Annotated in this window: 13 protein-coding genes and 2 pseudogenes; 1 reads left to right on the forward strand and 14 read right to left on the reverse strand. The window is 24.5% G+C overall.

Annotation, left to right across the window (positions count from 1 at the left end):
* The 3 genes and pseudogenes from LQE93_RS14025 to LQE93_RS14035 all read right to left on the reverse strand — a co-directional run.
* Positions 1-191 (reverse strand): annotated as a pseudogene (locus LQE93_RS14025) (IS1595 family transposase); the annotation flags it as partial.
* A gap of 65 nt (positions 192-256) precedes the next feature.
* Positions 257-826 (reverse strand): acyltransferase family protein, encoded by a 570-nt coding sequence (locus tag LQE93_RS14030; protein ID WP_231074103.1) that lies wholly within the window; start codon positions 824-826, stop codon positions 257-259.
* Positions 827-832: 6 nt separating this feature from the next.
* Positions 833-1,912, reverse strand: coding sequence for an acyltransferase family protein (locus tag LQE93_RS14035; RefSeq protein ID WP_231074105.1), 1,080 nt, complete (start codon positions 1,910-1,912; stop codon positions 833-835).
* A 460-nt stretch (positions 1,913-2,372) separates the two neighbouring features.
* Here LQE93_RS14035 and LQE93_RS14040 point away from each other — a divergent pair, with 460 nt between their 5' ends.
* A complete protein-coding gene (locus LQE93_RS14040) occupies positions 2,373-4,643 on the forward strand; it encodes a hypothetical protein (RefSeq protein WP_231074106.1) in 2,271 nt (756 codons plus the stop codon).
* A 19-nt stretch (positions 4,644-4,662) separates the two neighbouring features.
* Here the strand turns inward: LQE93_RS14040 and LQE93_RS14045 are convergent, their stop codons facing one another.
* The 11 genes and pseudogenes from LQE93_RS14045 to LQE93_RS14095 all read right to left on the reverse strand — a co-directional run bounded on the left by LQE93_RS14045 (position 4,663) and on the right by LQE93_RS14095 (position 17,573).
* Entirely contained in the window at positions 4,663-5,073 is a 411-nt protein-coding gene (locus LQE93_RS14045; protein WP_231074107.1) for a GtrA family protein, read from the reverse strand.
* Positions 5,070-6,077 carry a glycosyltransferase family 2 protein gene (locus LQE93_RS14050; protein ID WP_231074109.1) on the reverse strand — a complete coding sequence of 336 codons (1,008 nt, stop codon included), beginning with the start codon at positions 6,075-6,077 and terminating at the stop codon, positions 5,070-5,072. The genes LQE93_RS14045 and LQE93_RS14050 overlap by 4 nt, the downstream gene beginning before the upstream one ends.
* On the reverse strand, positions 6,070-7,812 hold the full coding sequence (locus LQE93_RS14055; RefSeq protein ID WP_231074110.1) for a hypothetical protein: 1,743 nt from the start codon (positions 7,810-7,812) through the stop codon (positions 6,070-6,072). Before LQE93_RS14055 ends, LQE93_RS14050 begins: the two co-directional genes overlap by 8 nt.
* An 18-nt stretch (positions 7,813-7,830) precedes the next feature.
* The gene (locus tag LQE93_RS14060) at positions 7,831-8,856 is read right to left on the reverse strand and encodes an acyltransferase family protein (RefSeq protein WP_231074112.1); all 1,026 of its coding nucleotides are present in this window, start codon (positions 8,854-8,856) and stop codon (positions 7,831-7,833) included.
* Entirely contained in the window at positions 8,849-10,477 is a 1,629-nt protein-coding gene (locus LQE93_RS14065) for a hypothetical protein (protein WP_231074114.1), read from the reverse strand. The genes LQE93_RS14060 and LQE93_RS14065 overlap by 8 nt, the downstream gene beginning before the upstream one ends.
* Positions 10,478-10,502: 25 nt before the next feature.
* Complete coding sequence (locus tag LQE93_RS14070; protein WP_231074116.1) at positions 10,503-12,053, reverse strand: lipopolysaccharide biosynthesis protein; 1,551 nt, start codon at positions 12,051-12,053, stop codon at positions 10,503-10,505.
* A gap of 34 nt (positions 12,054-12,087) precedes the next feature.
* Positions 12,088-12,987 (reverse strand): annotated as a pseudogene (locus LQE93_RS14075) (SP_1767 family glycosyltransferase).
* The gene (locus tag LQE93_RS14080; protein WP_231074118.1) at positions 12,984-13,958 is read right to left on the reverse strand and encodes a glycosyltransferase family 2 protein; all 975 of its coding nucleotides are present in this window, start codon (positions 13,956-13,958) and stop codon (positions 12,984-12,986) included. Before LQE93_RS14080 ends, LQE93_RS14075 begins: the two are co-directional and overlap by 4 nt.
* A gap of 6 nt (positions 13,959-13,964) precedes the next feature.
* Positions 13,965-15,158: a glycosyltransferase gene (locus LQE93_RS14085; RefSeq protein WP_231074120.1), complete on the reverse strand. Its 1,194-nt coding sequence runs from the start codon at positions 15,156-15,158 to the stop codon at positions 13,965-13,967.
* Between the two features lie 19 nt (positions 15,159-15,177).
* The gene (locus LQE93_RS14090) at positions 15,178-16,365 is read right to left on the reverse strand and encodes a glycosyltransferase (protein WP_231074122.1); all 1,188 of its coding nucleotides are present in this window, start codon (positions 16,363-16,365) and stop codon (positions 15,178-15,180) included.
* Between the two features lie 17 nt (positions 16,366-16,382).
* On the reverse strand, positions 16,383-17,573 hold the full coding sequence (locus LQE93_RS14095; protein ID WP_231074124.1) for a glycosyltransferase: 1,191 nt from the start codon (positions 17,571-17,573) through the stop codon (positions 16,383-16,385).
* Between the last annotated feature and the right edge of the window lie 86 nt (positions 17,574-17,659).

Below are 17,659 nucleotides of genomic sequence, written 5' to 3' on the forward strand. Positions count from 1 at the left end.
TTAGATATTTTATCATGATTGCAAAAAGGACAGCACTTCCCCTTGTTAAATCTATTTTCAGCGATTTCTTCATCTATAGAGTTAGTTATTCCATTTGACATCAATACAGTCTTTAAAAAATCAAATACCTTCTCTTGCTCATATGTATTTAATTGTGAAACTTGCTGAATAACATTATTAACTCTTGGTATAAAAAACCCCCTAAATAGTAGTTATATTATATATTATAACCATATTTATAGAGGTTAATCAAATTTCAACAGTTTATTAAAACAAAGCCAAAATTTATTATTCCATAACCTGAATCACCTGTAATTGTCGGAGCATTAATAGTGTATAGAAAAGTAGGAAGAATATAAAACATTATTATTGATATTATCAATATTTTTTTGTATTGCTCTTTAGTTATAACATTGACTATTAAATTAAGTATAGGACTTATAACACATAAAGCTATATAAATCGTTATAAACCAATACCTCTTAGTTAATACAGGCATTAATAGTAATATATCTTCTTTAAACGATATTGTGTGAATTTTAAAAATAACAGCTAAAATAAATAGAAGTAATGTATGAAAAACTACTATGCATTCTAATTTAATTAACTTTTTTAAACTAAATTTAATTCCAAAATAACCACTTATCAATATAAAACAGTTTACAGCTACCATACAAAAACTTCTTATAATATTTCCTATATAATAATTTATTGTTCCTATTTGTCCTAAAGTTCCATTATACATAGTTATATGCCCACATATAACTAAGATAATACAAATTATTCTAAGTAATTCAAAATTAGAATTTCTCTGAATTTTATCCATATTTTTTTACACCTCTTTTCTTAGCTTTCCATATTTAACTGCTCTCATCTTAATACTTAGTATATTAATTGTTTTATCATAAATTATATTTGTTAAATAAGATGCTCCTAAACATAATATAATTAACCATGGAAATATTAAGAAGCTATACTTAGGTGCAAATACTATTTCTTTAAAATAAATCATATAGAAAAACATATGTGTCAACCACATATTAGTTGAATGTTCTCCTAAATAATCTAATATTTTATTTATCCACCTTGGTTTGTCCATTAAGTTAAAACAACATATAAATATTATTCCTGTAAATACTGCAACAAATAATGTTTCTACAAATCCATGAGCTACCATCATTAAAATAATTATTGAAGTGCATATCATATTTTTAAATCTAATTTTATTAATTATGTTATATAACTTACTATATATTTTCTTATCTTCGAATATTGCCCCTATAATAAAAGGTAACTGAGAAGTACCAAATAAAGCAAGTTGTCTAATAAACCAATTTATTATCTCATTCTCAAATACTAGTACACCTTTAATTCTCTGTATATATGCAAAGAAATAAAAAACTAGTGATGTTGCTACTATAACTCCATTATTATTTTTAATTACTACTTTATTAATAGTTGAAGATACTAGCACTAATACTATATAAGTTGTAAGAAACCACCATGCTCCATTATAAGCTGGGGATATTGCAGTAAATGTTAATATAAATGTCTTAAGATCTCCTGGATAATTATTAGCATGTCCCATTGTCGGTCCTAGTAATATAACAAATAAAAAAAGTATTATCCAAAAATTTATATATAATTTAAAAATTCTTATTAAATTATTTTTCATATATTTTTCTTTATTATTTTTATAACTTATCATCAAGCCATATCCACTACAAAAACAATAAATAGCTACACAACAATTTCCAAATAAAGCCAAATAATATATTAATGGCACATTCCCAATCATAATTATAGGCGTATATAAACTTTCATATGATTTAATACAAAATAAATGTAATAGCAACATAAAAAGTATTGCTACTCCTTTAGTTATCTTAATTTGATTCTTAGTTAATTCCATGATTACCTCTCATCTTATCTCCAATAGACATAATAAAATTATTCTCTACTTATATATTATATTTCATATGTATATTTTTTACATTTAATTTCAATCAACATATTTCTTTATAAAAACTTACTTTTTGTCACACTTATAAATTTTATTCAAATACTCGACACCTTTAAGATCGTATAACAAATCATATAATATAAAGGTCATTATGACTCTTATTTAATAAATAGTGCTCTTTAAATATCTATAGCCGAAATTAAAGCTTCATATTTTAAAAAAATCTATTCATTAGAATTTATTTCTTTTTTAATTTATTGAAGGAAAATACTTAAGTATAGAGAATTCAACTATTAGTCAAATTACTTTGCATAAAATTATGAGTATTGCTTGAATTACTTAGAAAAATATAATACTTCTTATCTTATATACATATAATTATTTATAATAAATTAATAAAGAGGTGACTATGAAAAGACGTAATTTTATTTTTTTATTCATTGTAAGTTTACTTGTATTAACTTTAATTAAACTATCTACTAACATTATTTCTACTCTATCAAATACTTCATCGATAAATACTTTAAACAACAATTTAGATTATAGTAAAGTTCCGTATATTTCAACTTATTATTTTGATTTTAAACCTACTATAAATGACAATGTAATTATTCCATTATATATTACTAATTATGATCAATCTGAATATTTAAATAATGAAATAATTACATTAGATTTAGAATATGAAATTGATGGTTTAAAATACAAACTAAAAGATGTTAAGGCTGGTGATAATACTTTAAATATTGGCAAGCTTTCTGAAGGAGAACATTATTTTTCATTGCAAGCCATAGATCAAACCACAGGATTAAAATCACATAAGTTATATAATGAAATTTTAGTAATCAATCCTGAAAATTATACTATTACTGATAATGAAACATATATAATTTCTGAAAGTGATTTACTTAAATATAAAATATCAAATAAAAATAGTACTATAGTTATGGATATGACTAACACTCGCTTAGGCTTATCTAAATTATTTTCTGATTTGCAATCTAAAGGTTATAGGAAATGTATTCTCCCTAAAGGTATTTATAGAATAGATAATGCAGGCCGTTATGAATCTATCGCTATTCCTTCTAATTTTACTGTAGATATGAATGGTAGCACATTTAAATTAAATACGGTATTAGAAAATGATAAAGATGCAAGTATCGTATATATGGATAATACTTATGATTCTCATTTAATAAATGGAACATTAGAAGGAGATAAAAATGAACGAGATGAGCTTGGTTTAAATGTTTCTTATAACGGCGAAGCTATAAATACAATTGCTATAAAAGGTGGTAAATATTCAAGTATAGAAAATTTAACCATTAAACAAACAACTGGACATACCGTAGGTGCAGTTGGCGTAAATTTAAGTCCCCCTAGAGCATTAAGTAATTTTAGCGAATATTTAGTCATTAATGACGAAATCATAGATGATAATAATTGGTCTACTTCTGATCTGCTTGATATAAGTGAATTTATTTCTAATAAGTATATAACTATTGGTAGATATTTAGGGTATAGAGGAGTTATAGGTAATTCATTAGCTTTATATATTAATTTTTATGATGAAAATGAAGAATTCATTGAAACAATAGTAGGATATCAATATAGAAAAACTCTTATCCCAGAGAACTCAAAATATATTAGAGTATCAATGCTAGGAGATATTATCGAAGAAGATAATGTTTGTGCATTTTATAATGAATTAGGTACTAATTGGACTTATTCAAATATTGACTTTATAGATACAAGAACAACAGCTATAGCTACTGCTACTTGTAATAATATACTTATTCAAAACTGTACTTTTACTAGATGCGGAAAAAGCATAACTCCTTCCATTGTAGATTTTGAAGATGGTTGGCAAGAATGTCAGGATGTATATTTCTTAAATAACGCTAGAATTGGCAATAGTATTGGAACTGCTGATATAATCGATAATTCAGGCTATAATCATATATATGAAAATAATTCTAATATAGGTTATGTAATTAGATATTCCGTTGTAGGATTAGTTATTAGAAATAATGATGAGATGCTTGGTAGTAGATGGACTAGAGGGTATGAAACAGGAAGCAAATTTGGTCGTATATACAATAATATTATTACAGGTGTATTTAATTCATCCACCGATGATAATGATATGTTGCTAGTTTTATCTTTAGTAAAATATTCAGCAATCAATTGTACTAGTTTATTAGAATCTTCTACAGAATCATTTAGCTATGAAAATTGTGATATATATAATTTTAATGGTAGTAGAGTTAAAGCTATAAATTGCAATATTTATCCTAGTCCTTATTTGGGAGATGATTTTATATTTACAGACTGTACTTTTTATCCATTAAAAGGTGAAGAGAAAATTAAAATGAGCTTTAATAAATTTGATTCTTATAGAGAGTTTAATAATTGTATCTTTACTACTGACACAGATTTAGTCGGTCATAATCAATTTAATAGTGGAATATTTAATGATTGCGTATTTGAAGATAATATATCTATAGCACCTAATAGCTCTAATAAAAATGGTGATTTACAATTTAATAATTGTATTTTTAATGGGACCTTGATAGTAGACCTTAAAGATGAAGATTCTATTATCGTATTTAATAATTGTAAATTTCTTCAAGAAACTAATTTATCTAATTTTTCTAAAAAAAATATTATAATAAAATAATATATCAGCAAAGTAACTCCTATATAGAGCTACTTTGCTGATAACTTTTAAATACCCATAATTTATTTACTATATAATTAATTATCATTACTATTCCTGTTACAATTACCAAAGAAATCATTTTGTCTATACTTAATTTATCTACCAGTAAATATAAAAGTCCAGTATTTATACTTCCACCCCATAAATTTAACAATATAAATTTAATTGAGGATTTCAATTTAGAACTATTATTATACTTAAATACCCATATAGAATTCCAAAAATAACTATTAACTGTAGCTATAGAATAAGCTATTATATTAGCAATCATATAATAAATTCCTATTTTGTTTAATACGAAAAAAATAATCCAGTTGATTAGTGTATTCATTACCCCTACACTTCCAAATTTAATAATACTGATAATCTCACTTAAATCTTTTTTCATATTACTTTAACCTCTTCATTTTTTATATATTCTTTACTCGCTACCTCTTCAATAATTTCTTTCTCTAAAATATTATTACCGCAATACTCATCTATAAAATATAACGGTCTATTTTTAACTTCTATAAATACCCTACCTAAATATTCTCCTATTACACCTATACATATAAGTTGTATGCCCCCTAACATTAATAAAACACATAACAAACTTGCATAACCTGGTACATCAATTCCATATATAATAGTTTTTGTAATGGTAAAAATCATATATACAAACGAAGTTATAGCACTAATTATTCCCACAATTGTAGCCATTCTTAAGGGTGCTATTGTAAATGATGTTATCCCTTCTATTGCTAAATCAATTAACTTGCTATAATTCCACTTAGTTTCTCCAGCTATTCTCGGATCTCTATCAAACTCTATAGCTTTCTTCTTAAATCCTATTAAACTAAACATTCCCTTAGTATATCTCTGCTTTTCAGGAAAAGACTTTAAGGCTTCTATAGCTCTCCTACTTAATAATCTAAAATCTCCAGTGTCTCTTTGTATAGGTACCTTAGATACCTTTTGAAGAATAGAATAAAAACTTTTAGATGTAAATTTCTTAAGCCAACTTTCTCCATTTCTACTTCTTCTCTTTGCATATACATCATCATAACCATCTTCATAATATTTAAGCATTTCAATTATTAACTCAGGAGGATCTTGTAAGTCAGCATCAATGATGGCCACTGCATCACCTGTAACATAATCAAATGCTGCCCCCATAGCTATCTCTTTTCCAAAATTTCTTGAAAGATTCAAATAACATACCCTACTGTCATTATTTCGTAATTCTTTTACTATCTTCAATGATTTATCTTTACTTCCATCATTAACAAATAAAAACTCTAATTCATAATTATCTATTTGTTCACCTAATGATACTAATCTTTTGTAAAGGTGAGGAAGAGATTCTTCCTCATTGTACATTGGTATTATTATAGATAATTTATTACACATACATTTCCTCTCTTCTTATTTTGTTTAACTCTCTTTTCCTATTAATAATTAAATAGACTATAAATATAATAGTTGCTAGTAAACTAATATATTTACTTATATATTGTATCTTTGTTCCTTTATATACTACATTTATTTGACCATCAGCAAAATTTTTTAAATCTATTCTTATGATATTATTTTCCCCTTTACTAATTGGCAAAACCTTTTTTATATTATTACTAGTGTAGGTAGCTTCATATCCTAAATAATATAGTAATGGAACCTCTATAAAAGTATTATTTTGTATATTATTACTAAAATTCACACTTAAATTTGTTCCTTTCCTAGAAAAATCAATTTTCAATTCATCATTATTAGATGATATTATATCTCCTCTCTCAAAAAGTAATTCCTTATCAGTTCCTTCTGGTAAATATTCAGCAAGTCCTACTCTATATGGAATTATACTTACATCATGTAAACCTTTTATTTGCATTAGACCATAAAATGCATACTGCCCGAACATATTAATACTACATGCAAAAATGGATAAAATAGTTATTATACTTAACTTCTTTGTTCTATCTTCAATATTCTTACAATAGTCCAATAAAATAATTCCTCCACTTATTGATAAAAATAAAGTTGCAAATAAATATAGTCTCCATGACAATTGTATTGTTGCTAATTGCTTAATATATTTAACCAAAATTCTCCACGGAAAAATTTTAGTTACTGCTATAATTGATAGTATTCCCATACTAAAACATACATCTGAATATCCAAAAACAATATTATTTACCTTTTTGTTTTTAAATCTAATAAATAAAATCACTACAAACACTATTCCAATTCCAGAAACTCCTGGTAATAACATTAATGAGTACGGTATTTCTAAAATAATTTTATACAATGGCATAGTCGTAGTCCAAATTTCACTATTAATTGTCTGAGAATTAAGAACAAATTTATCTGTTACTATTTGTTCTATCATTGGAAAAACAAAAAATGAAACTATTAGAATAGTAGTTATAGCAGCCAAAAATAAATAACCCAATCTATTTGGTTCTTTAATTATTCTTTTAATATTAATTATTAATATTAATGTAGTAAATCCCCCCATAATTACAGCACTAATATTATGTGATAAAATTAATCCCGAAAAACCAATGGTTATTATATACCATTTCTTTTTATCCCTATAAATAATCTCATATATCCCTAATACCACAAGCGGTAGAAATATAAAAGCTATTACTTCTCCAATCGCAGCTCTTATATATACATCTACCATCCTATAAGATGACAAAGTATATATAACCGTAGATACTACTGCAGCATATTTTGATTTAGATATACTTTTAACGCAAAGATATATTGATAGTGCAGTACAAATAGTACATATTAATAAAAATATTTTATAAGACGTTATTACGCTTAGTCCTAAAGTACATAATACTGCAGGTATATATAAGAAAATATCTCCATAAAATAATCCATTTGCGTATCCATATCCATTAAAATAATTTGGATAAATTCTTACTGGGAACTGACCTAATTTTAACCCATCACTTAATGCTGATATCCTAGATAAATGAAATGTTAAATCATGCCCTCTAGGTATTCCTGGAATAATTAATAAAAACGTTGAGTATACAATTACAAATAACATTATTGTAATTATAATTCTTTGTTTATTATTATTAATATAATCTTTATCAGTTATATATTTAAATTTTCTTATCATATTCATACTTATTAACCACTTTCTCTATATATTATAATTTTTATTTAAGGTAGTAATACTATTTTTAGATGTTATATATTTATTTAGTAAATATGATAAAATCAAAGATAATACAAAAGATACTATAATAGTTATTAAGTTGTTTCCTTGCATTATCTTCTGAAGTTTTAGTATTATTAAGTGATGAATAATATAAAATTCAAAACTAATAACTGACAAATTAATAAATATTTTATTAGATAATACTTTAGAAATTACTCCTTTTTCAAAATAAAACACATATAATATTGCTATTATAAAAGGCATATAATAAACACCATATCTATATTCTATATCTACATATCTACCTAATAAATATGCTGTAATTAATGCTATTACTGTTATTACTTCTATATAAGAATTAATATTATACTTACTTCCCTTAATAACATTTACCAATAACATACCCATTAAAAATTGAACACTTCTAATTATAGGACTAATATAAATAAGCCAGTAACTAAATTTATATTCTTTACAAATAAAAACTAATAAGAACTGTATTAAATAAAGGCATACTATTACAATTTTAGATTTTTCTTTATCTATTTTTTTTATTATACTAAAGAACACTATTGATAAAAGAAAACAAAATGCTAATGAAGATAAATACCAGGCTCCTCCATTTAAAGAGAAATATATTTTATTATCTGGTATATAACTCTGTAGAAGTAAAATTGAAATTCCTAATTTTCTAACATCTCCTATTGATTCTGAATTAAAAATAATTAAATATATTAAAGTAAGTATATAAACCGGATACATTCTAGTTAGTTTTGTACACATAAATTTAAAAGATTGTCTAATCCTATATTCAACTTTCTTTTTTTCCATAGACAAGAATGTTACAATTCCTGATAACATAAAAAATATAGTTACTACAAATTGACCATCATAAAATAACCATACATAAATACTTCTTAATATACCCTCATTCATTAATCCAACACAATGATAAAAAAATATCATAAACATAGCTACGACACGTATTCCTTGATAACTTTTAATCATATATAGCACTCCTATTCTTTAAAGTATAATAAGAATACAATAAGATTACTGGAATTATTACAAGTGTAGGATAGCCATATCTAGCTTCATAACTTATATTAGAAATTACTATTGATATCACATTTCCAATACAAGGTATAAACGGTATTAAATTTATATATTTTTTATTCCTTATTAATAAAAATATACATACTAAAATTGGTAATAGGTATATCATATGAATTGAAAATAAATTTAATCTTATAAAATCTATCTGCCACATAATTGCTGCAGATCCTATTATATCCCACGTCATTATAAAGAAATTCTTTGGAAATAACTCAATAAATAATTTAACTACAGTTTTTCCTTGTTCACCTGTAAGGTTTCCGAAACCATACTCTGTATCTTCTTTATTGATATTCCATAATAAGTTATTTCCCTGGCTCCAATCATAATTTCTCTTTATAACTTTATATGGAATTATTTCATTAATTTTATCTAATTGATTATCTGTATAATTTCCATCATTAGCAACTACACTAACAATAGCTTTTGCAAATATAGCATATTTTGTTCCATTGTCATTTGGTTGTACATTGTATATATCATATATAATTGTTTTAGTACCGATAATCATAAAAAGAGAGATTCCTATAGCTATTAAATATTTTAAACATTTATACTTAATCATTAAAAATAAAATTGAAATTATAGTTAGTAAAAATGGAATTATTCCATTATGTCTAAATAAATATACTCCAGCCAAAGATACTCCTAATATAATCATTTCACCACATTTAATATTACTTTTAATATCTAATATTCTTATTAATATAATTGTAGTAAATAATAATGATATTGAATAAAATACATCTTTCCATAAATAGCAAGTTGTAGTTTGCAATGGTGTTATACACGACCAAATTATTAATACACCTAATAACAATTTATTATTAACATCATGATTACTAAAATATTTAAATATCCACCATATTCCTAATGATAATAATAATATTTGAAAAAATACTACTATTGCAGGGCTATCATATATTTGTAGTAATAACTTTGTAAATAAAGTATGCGCTGCTGGATGCACATCATTAAATGTATTGGTTTGAATTTGCTCTAATTGATAGTAAGAATCAAAGCTCATTAAAGCTGGAAAGTTTCTAAGCCATGTTATTGATATAGATATAAACGGAATTAAAAAATATACTATATTCTTATACTTATAAGTATATTTTTTATTTTTTATAGAATCTAATATTATAGAAAAATAAGCTACAATTAGAAATGTAGATATTATAGAAAATATCAATATTCCAATATTGAATAAAATAGCATATGATTTAAAACTTGTTTTATATATTGCATCATAAGGTAATAATATACTTATAATTAAAGATAAAAATAAAAAATATTTTTTATTTTTTAATAAAATGTTTTTATTTTTAATCATTTTATATAACGAAATTACATCTAGTATTCCTATGTATATTATTGCAATAATTAAATTTCGTATTAAGGCATTATTAATAAATTGATCGATAAACTTATTTACATATATTTGATTTAATAGTATATAGCTTATTATTAAGCAACTTGGTATAATAAACTTTCTTTTATTCATAATATTCATTATTTTTCTCCTATTCTAAATATATTTAAACTGCTCTCTGTTTAGCTAATATTCTACTTTTTATATTTTTAAATTGAATATTAAAACTTCTCATTAAATATTTAAATTCAGGAGTTTTAATAAATATTAAAAAGTAAATTATATTTACGATTAGTACACATACGATACCCCTATATACTAAACTAATAAATGTAACTTCATCCACCAATAAATTACATATAAAACTTGCACAAGTTCCTGTAACAAGCATTATTAATATAAATTTAATATATTCATAAAAATAACTGATAACATTTTTCTGAAATAAATTCTTATATACAACTATTGGTTGACTCCAAAACACAGTGGTTAATGTGCTTAAAGTAGTTCCTAAAAATACACCTATAAATCCAAAATACTTTATAAAAATTAAAGATCCAATTAGATTTACTAATCCCTCTATTACTGATATATATTTATCTTGAATAAATAATCCTGCTTTATTTTTAAATGTAGCTATAGGTTTTCTCATTCCATCTAAATAAAAGTTAATTAATATAGCTATAACTATATAGTTATCCAGTAAATATTCATTACCAAACATCCAACTTATGAATGGATTTATTAAAATATATAAAAATATTGTAGAAAAAGAATATATCCAAAAGCTTACCAAAAAAGATATTTTAAATATAGAATATGTCTTTTCTTCATCCTCAGTTGCTACTAAGTTACCAACTCCAGCTCCTATTCCATTAATTATTGGTGATAATAGGCTAGATAATTGATTTATTACCATAGTATAATTTGAATATAAACCAACAGCTTTTACACTAACAAATGCAGAAATTAATATATTATCAGTGCTAAAGACTAAATATCCACCTATATTATGTAAAAACATAGCTTTTACATTTTTAGTTATGTTATCTTTAGTATCACTATCTATTTTATATTTAGATTTTTCTCGTAAGTATGGATACTTTTTATATACTATAATAGTATTAACTATATTTTGTATTATAAATACTCCCACTTCTACCAATAAATATGAAATGTAATTATTAGTCATAATTATTATTGCAATTTTACTCAATGTTGTAATAACTTGAAAAATTAAATTTGAAGTAGATAAAATATATCCTCTTTGATCAGCATTAATTAATGCCCATTTATAGGCATTAGCATAAGAAATCATATTTTTTGTTACAAAGATAAAATATACAAAAAACATTCCTGATACTGCTGTATCAGTCTTCATTAAATATCCCATAAATGGATATAAAGAGCAACTTACAATAAACATAATAATTGCTAAAACACAATATGCTTTCTTATATAGTTGTACCAATGCAATTATTTTTTGTTTGTTTTTTTCTGCTAGCGGCTTGTACAAATTATATACAATACTTATTCCTATACCACCCTCTATTAAAACCATCATGGATAATACATTAGTCAATAATCCATTTACACCTAAATATTCAGCTCCTAAACTATCAACAAATACTTTTCTAGATAAAAATCCTAATAGTACTATGACTACTTGTGATAAAATACTTACTGATATATTTTTTATTGCAAATTTTGTTCTCATAAAACCCTCTTTTCCAGATACAACATTAATATAATTACTTAATACAATATATTATTTCATCTAAATATTTTTTACTTGATGTATCTTCAACCTCTGATCCTCCATCAATTTCTCCAATATATTTATTCTTAACTGGGCATTTTTCTTTTACACCTTTTAGAAACCACTCATATTCAATATCGATATGCCCTATATCTATTGCTTGCTATCCTGAATTTGATAAATCATAAGCTAATACTGTGGCTGTAGGCCCTAGCGCTATTAATATTAACTTTGATTTATTTTGCTTTTCTACTTCTTTTAAAATTTCATTATATTTTTCATATGCATTTATTGCTGGACATATAATTCTTTCAATGGATTTTGAATTATCAAAGAGATTATTACCTATACCTAACCTACTTTTTTCACCTTCAACAATTACTATATTTCTCCCATTCCATAACTTCTTTATTTTTTTAAACCTATCCTCTACTTTTCTTTTATCCTTAATATCAATATATAATCTAGTAACTAAAGCATCATAGTATACCTTTTTATTATTAATTATCTTATATACCTTATTTCTTTTTAAATTTAAGTACTTTATCCAATATGACTTTGCTTTATCTGTAGCCCAATTAATATCAGTGAATACATTTGGTATACAAACAATATGATTATTTTTATTACTAATTAATATTTCTTTTAATCTTTTAGTTAGCTCATCATTCTTTGGTTGAAATTTTAATAATTCTCCATATATTAGTGAAAATTCTCCATCCCCGAACCTACTTACAGAGCATCTATCTTTTATTATTTTATCTAGAGTATCATCTGTATTTTTAATAATTGGTGGTTTTCTTTTTGAAATAATATTTTTATTATAAAAAATAATAATTTTATCTCTTATATTCAATAAATAATAATATATTTTAAGTAAATACTTCTTCATAATATTTTCCTCTTCTCTAGAATTTCTATGGTTTTTTTATATAATAACGGATTAATTTTATTAATAACTAATAATATCTTTACATTTCTAGAGTACTCTTTAAGTCTTACTGTCTTATTGAAATATTTATTCAATATTTTTGATATATTGAAATACTTATCTTTATATTTATAAAACTCATTTTGTTTTATAATTAAATTCATAATGCTCATAGTATTATTAGCTAATTTCAAAGCTACATTATCACATATATCTGGATAATTTTTCTCCATAAATTTATACATATCATCATATACAAATACTGCATCAGCATTAATATTTTTAACTGCTCTATCCATAGTGCTATTATCTCTTTTTATATAGTTATACTTTGATTCACCTTTACTACAAACTCTATTGGCTCTAGCAATAACTTTATATGTAAAAGCTGTATCTTCATAAGCAATTCCTTCTGGTATTCTTAATCCATTAAGCAAATCTCTTTTTATTAATTTTGTCAATAAACATTCATCATAAAGTTCACCTATTGTAACAGCTTCCATTGCCTCTCTATTATTATGAATTATCAAATCATGTCCACCATTAACTTGAATCTTATTTTTAAAATATATAGTGCTACTACAATTTGCTATATCACATTCATTCTCTATACACATATTATATAAAAGCTCATACATATCTTTTTCAATATAATCATCACTATCTACAAATCCAATATAATCTCCCTTAGCTATATCTAATGCAGCATTTCTTGCAGTAGATTGCCCTCCATTTTCTTTATGGATTACTATAATTCTATTATCTTTTTTAGCATATTCGTCACATATTTCTCCACATCTATCTGGTGAACCATCATCTACTAAAATAAGTTCAAAATCTTTAAATGTTTGATTTAATATAGAATCTATACATTTATGAATATATGGTTCTACTTTATAGACTGGTACTATAATACTTATTTTAGGATCCATTATCATTTACTCCTTATTTATTAGATTTAATAATTTATTTGATTCACTAATTGTATCTATATTCTGTTTAGATAAATTTTTAGTTAAATAATCTCTTAGTTGCTTATTAAATATAAGTTCTTTTACTTTATCAAAAATATTATTAACATCTGCATTAACAATAAATCCATTAGATTCATTCTTTATTTGCTCATAAGCTCCTATAAAATTAGTAGTTATTATCGGTTTATTTAAACACTTTGCCTCAGCTAAAGTTAAGCAATATCCTTCATGTCTTGATGTTTGAACATATATATCGGCATTTTTTATATACGGATATGGGTTAGGTTTAGCCCCTAATAATATGAAGTCTTCTTCCAACTCATATTTTTTTATCAAATTTTCATATTCTTTTCTGCTATTTCCATCACCAACACAATACCATCTTACTTTATACCCATCTTTTTTTAATAGGTTTAAGGTTTCAATAGCTAAATCTTGTCCTTTTTCTTTTGACAATCTTCCAACTGTAACTATATTAATAAATGAACTATCATACTTTACTTCTTGTTCTGCTTCAGCCATTTCTTTTATTAAATTTTCTGATATTATATTTAAAAACACCTCAGTTTTTCTTTCTATTCCTGAAATCTTATTTAATAGCTGTTGCTTAGCTTCATTTGACACTACAAATATTTTGTCATAATCTTTATATAAATTTTCATATAACTTTTTATTTATAAAATGTTTTGAAACATCAAAATGAACCCATGCTACTTTTTTCTTTGCCTTAACCTTTTTAACTACATATGCATCTATTATTTCAGTAGGTCCAGCATAAGAAACTGCAATATCATACTCCTCTTTACATTCTGGAATATCTTTTAATACATTTTTGTAATATATGTATCTATTTTCCATGTATTTAGAAAAAAAATAATCTTTTATAAATCTAGTAGCCGTAAAAAATCTATTTTCTTTTATATAATTCTTTACTGTTATCTGAGGTGGCTGCATAATTATATTATTAACATATTTAAACCAATCTGCTTCCTCTACTTTGACCCAAGATGGCAAGTACTCTAAAAATCCACCTTTTTTATTAAGAAGCAATATAGTTACATCATATTTATCCTTAGGAAAAGTAGCTAATAATGATAACAAAGACTTTTCAACTCCACCTATATTCATATAACTTAATACAAATAAAACCTTCTTCATTATCATCACCTCATATCATTTAAAATAAATTCAATAATTTATCTATTTCCTTATATTCCTCAATATCTTTATTTTCTAAATTAGTCTTTATATTTTTCATTAATTCTTTATCATCCAATAATCTCTTAATCGCTAAGTATATGTCATTTGAATTAATATTTGTTATTAAGCCAGTTTCTCCATCAATTATTTGCTCATCTGATCCTATGAAATTCGTAGTAACTATTGGTGCATTAAAACATCTTGCTTCAGCCAAAGTTATACAATATCCCTCATGTCTAGAAGGCTGCATATATATATCACAACTTTTCATAAAAGGATATGGATTAGTTTTAGCCCCTAATAAAACACATTTTTCTTCAAGTCCAAATTTATTTATTAAATTCTCATAATCTCTTTTTTTTGGTCCATCTCCGACAAAATAAGCTTTAACATTATATCCATCTTTATTCAAGCTATTTACTGCTTCAATCAAAAGATCTTGCCCTTTTTCTTCACTCAATCTCCCAACAGCTAATATTTTAATACCTTTAAAATCATCATCAAAAGATATGTTTTTATCTGCCATCTCTTTAACTAATTTGCTTGATATAATATTATAAAATACTTGAACTTTATCTTTTAAACATGGAACTATTTTTAATAATTTATCTTTCCCTTTTTCTGAAACTATAAAAATCTTATCGAACTTCTTATAATTTCTTTTTGCAAATTCCTTGTCAAATCCTATATTTTCTATATCGAAATGAATCCATTGAACTTTCTTTTTAGCGGTTATTTTATTTAAAACATAATAAGTTATAAAATCCATTGGTCCTGCATAAGCAACAGCTAAATCAAATTCTTGTTTTACATAGGAGTAATCTTTTAATATATATTCAAAGAAAATATTCTTATTTTTTAATATCTTAGACATGTAATAAATTAAAGCAATATTTAATGCTTTTATAGATTGTCCATTTTTTGTAAATTCTCTAACTGTATATTGTGGTGGATTATTTAATATTGGTTTTATATCAGAATACTTATTTAAATATTCTACTTTTACCCACTTTGGTACCTCACTTAAGAAACCACCATATTCTTCAAGCATTAATATAGTAACCTCATATTTATCATTAGGTATCTCCGCTATCATATTAAGTAAAGCCTTTTCAGTCCCACCAATATTCATATTTATACACATAAATAAGAGTTTTTTCTTCATAATTCACTCCATAATTATTATCCTATTAATTCATAAAACTTATCTAACTCTTCAACATTTCCCTTCTTCTCATTCTTTAAATACTCAATAATTTCAAGTCTTAACTTTTCATTATTAATAACTTCTAATATACCATCACAAACAGCTTGTCCGTTAATATCAACTACTAATCCATTTTTTCTATCTACCATTTGAGTAAATACCGCATCAAATCTAGTTGTTACAACCGGCTTATTTAACATTCTTGCTTCTGCTATTGCTATTCCAAAGCCTTCTAATACAGATGTTTGAACATATATATCACAGTCTTTAATATAAGGATATGGATTAGAGGATACTCCTAATAACTTAAAGTTTTCTCCTATATCATAATTATCAATAATTGTTTTTATTTCACTTTCTAATGGTCCCTTACCTAATACATACCATCTAAAATTAACACCTTTTTCTTTCAATAACCTACATGCTTCTAGTGCTATATGATACCCTTTTTGAGGTGCTAACCTTCCTATAGTCAATATCTTTAATCCTTTAAAGTTATCTTTATAACTTTCACCTATATTAGCAGTATTATTTATAAATTTAGGATCATTTATATCTTTTATAACTACTATCTTGTCCTTATACTCGGGGAAACCTTCCAATAATATATCTCTTGTAGTTTCCGAAACGGCATTTATATTATTGTACTTATCATAAAATTGCTTTTGAAACTCTATATCCAGTGGTTTTAATCTATAACTAACATTTACCCAAGCAAATTTCTTTTTAGCATTTATCTTATCAGCTACATAAAAAGTTGGAATCCCTTGGGCATAACTAATAGCTATATCATATTCCTTTTCCATTATAGGAAATACCCCTTCAGTACATTGCCAAAATATCCTTGCCTTTTCAGCATGTGTATACTGACCTTTTCTAATCTCTCTTGAATATTTAACTCTACTACAAAGCATTTTAAAATTTTTAATATTAATTGATTTTAATACTGCCTTTTTTAAGGGAACACTTGTAAACTCTGTATACTCTAATGGCTGCAATAAATTAACTTGTTTAGGCAACAGTTTTTCAAACTCTCCACCATAACCAAATAATTGTAAATCAACTGAGTATTTTGAATAGTCTATTAAATTTAATAATGTTGTTAAACTCTTTTCAGCTCCAGCGCAATGTAGTGAATCTATTACAAATAATAACTTTTTTTTCATTCTTATTTACCTTCCTATTATTTTTACAAAAGCTGATATAGTTTATTTACTTAATTTTCGTATCAATTTTTTGTAATAATAACATA

It is taken from the genome of Clostridium sp. NSJ-145 (genome assembly GCF_021044725.1).
GTDB lineage: Bacteria > Bacillota > Clostridia > Clostridiales > Clostridiaceae > Clostridium > Clostridium disporicum_B.

Coding starts and splice junctions, on each gene's coding strand:
- LQE93_RS14095 (WP_231074124.1), bottom strand. CDS start 17,573: ATGAAAAAAAAGTTATTATTTGTAATAGATTCACTACATTGCGCTGGA.
- LQE93_RS14065 (WP_231074114.1), bottom strand. CDS start 10,477: ATGAATATTATGAATAAAAGAAAGTTTATTATACCAAGTTGCTTAATA.
- LQE93_RS14040 (WP_231074106.1), top strand. CDS start 2,373: ATGAAAAGACGTAATTTTATTTTTTTATTCATTGTAAGTTTACTTGTA.
- LQE93_RS14035 (WP_231074105.1), bottom strand. CDS start 1,912: ATGGAATTAACTAAGAATCAAATTAAGATAACTAAAGGAGTAGCAATA.
- LQE93_RS14050 (WP_231074109.1), bottom strand. CDS start 6,077: ATGTGTAATAAATTATCTATAATAATACCAATGTACAATGAGGAAGAA.
- LQE93_RS14060 (WP_231074112.1), bottom strand. CDS start 8,856: ATGATTAAAAGTTATCAAGGAATACGTGTCGTAGCTATGTTTATGATA.
- LQE93_RS14070 (WP_231074116.1), bottom strand. CDS start 12,053: ATGAGAACAAAATTTGCAATAAAAAATATATCAGTAAGTATTTTATCA.
- LQE93_RS14085 (WP_231074120.1), bottom strand. CDS start 15,158: ATGAAGAAGGTTTTATTTGTATTAAGTTATATGAATATAGGTGGAGTT.
- LQE93_RS14090 (WP_231074122.1), bottom strand. CDS start 16,365: ATGAAGAAAAAACTCTTATTTATGTGTATAAATATGAATATTGGTGGG.
- LQE93_RS14045 (WP_231074107.1), bottom strand. CDS start 5,073: ATGAAAAAAGATTTAAGTGAGATTATCAGTATTATTAAATTTGGAAGT.
- LQE93_RS14030 (WP_231074103.1), bottom strand. CDS start 826: ATGGATAAAATTCAGAGAAATTCTAATTTTGAATTACTTAGAATAATT.
- LQE93_RS14080 (WP_231074118.1), bottom strand. CDS start 13,958: ATGGATCCTAAAATAAGTATTATAGTACCAGTCTATAAAGTAGAACCA.
- LQE93_RS14055 (WP_231074110.1), bottom strand. CDS start 7,812: ATGAATATGATAAGAAAATTTAAATATATAACTGATAAAGATTATATT.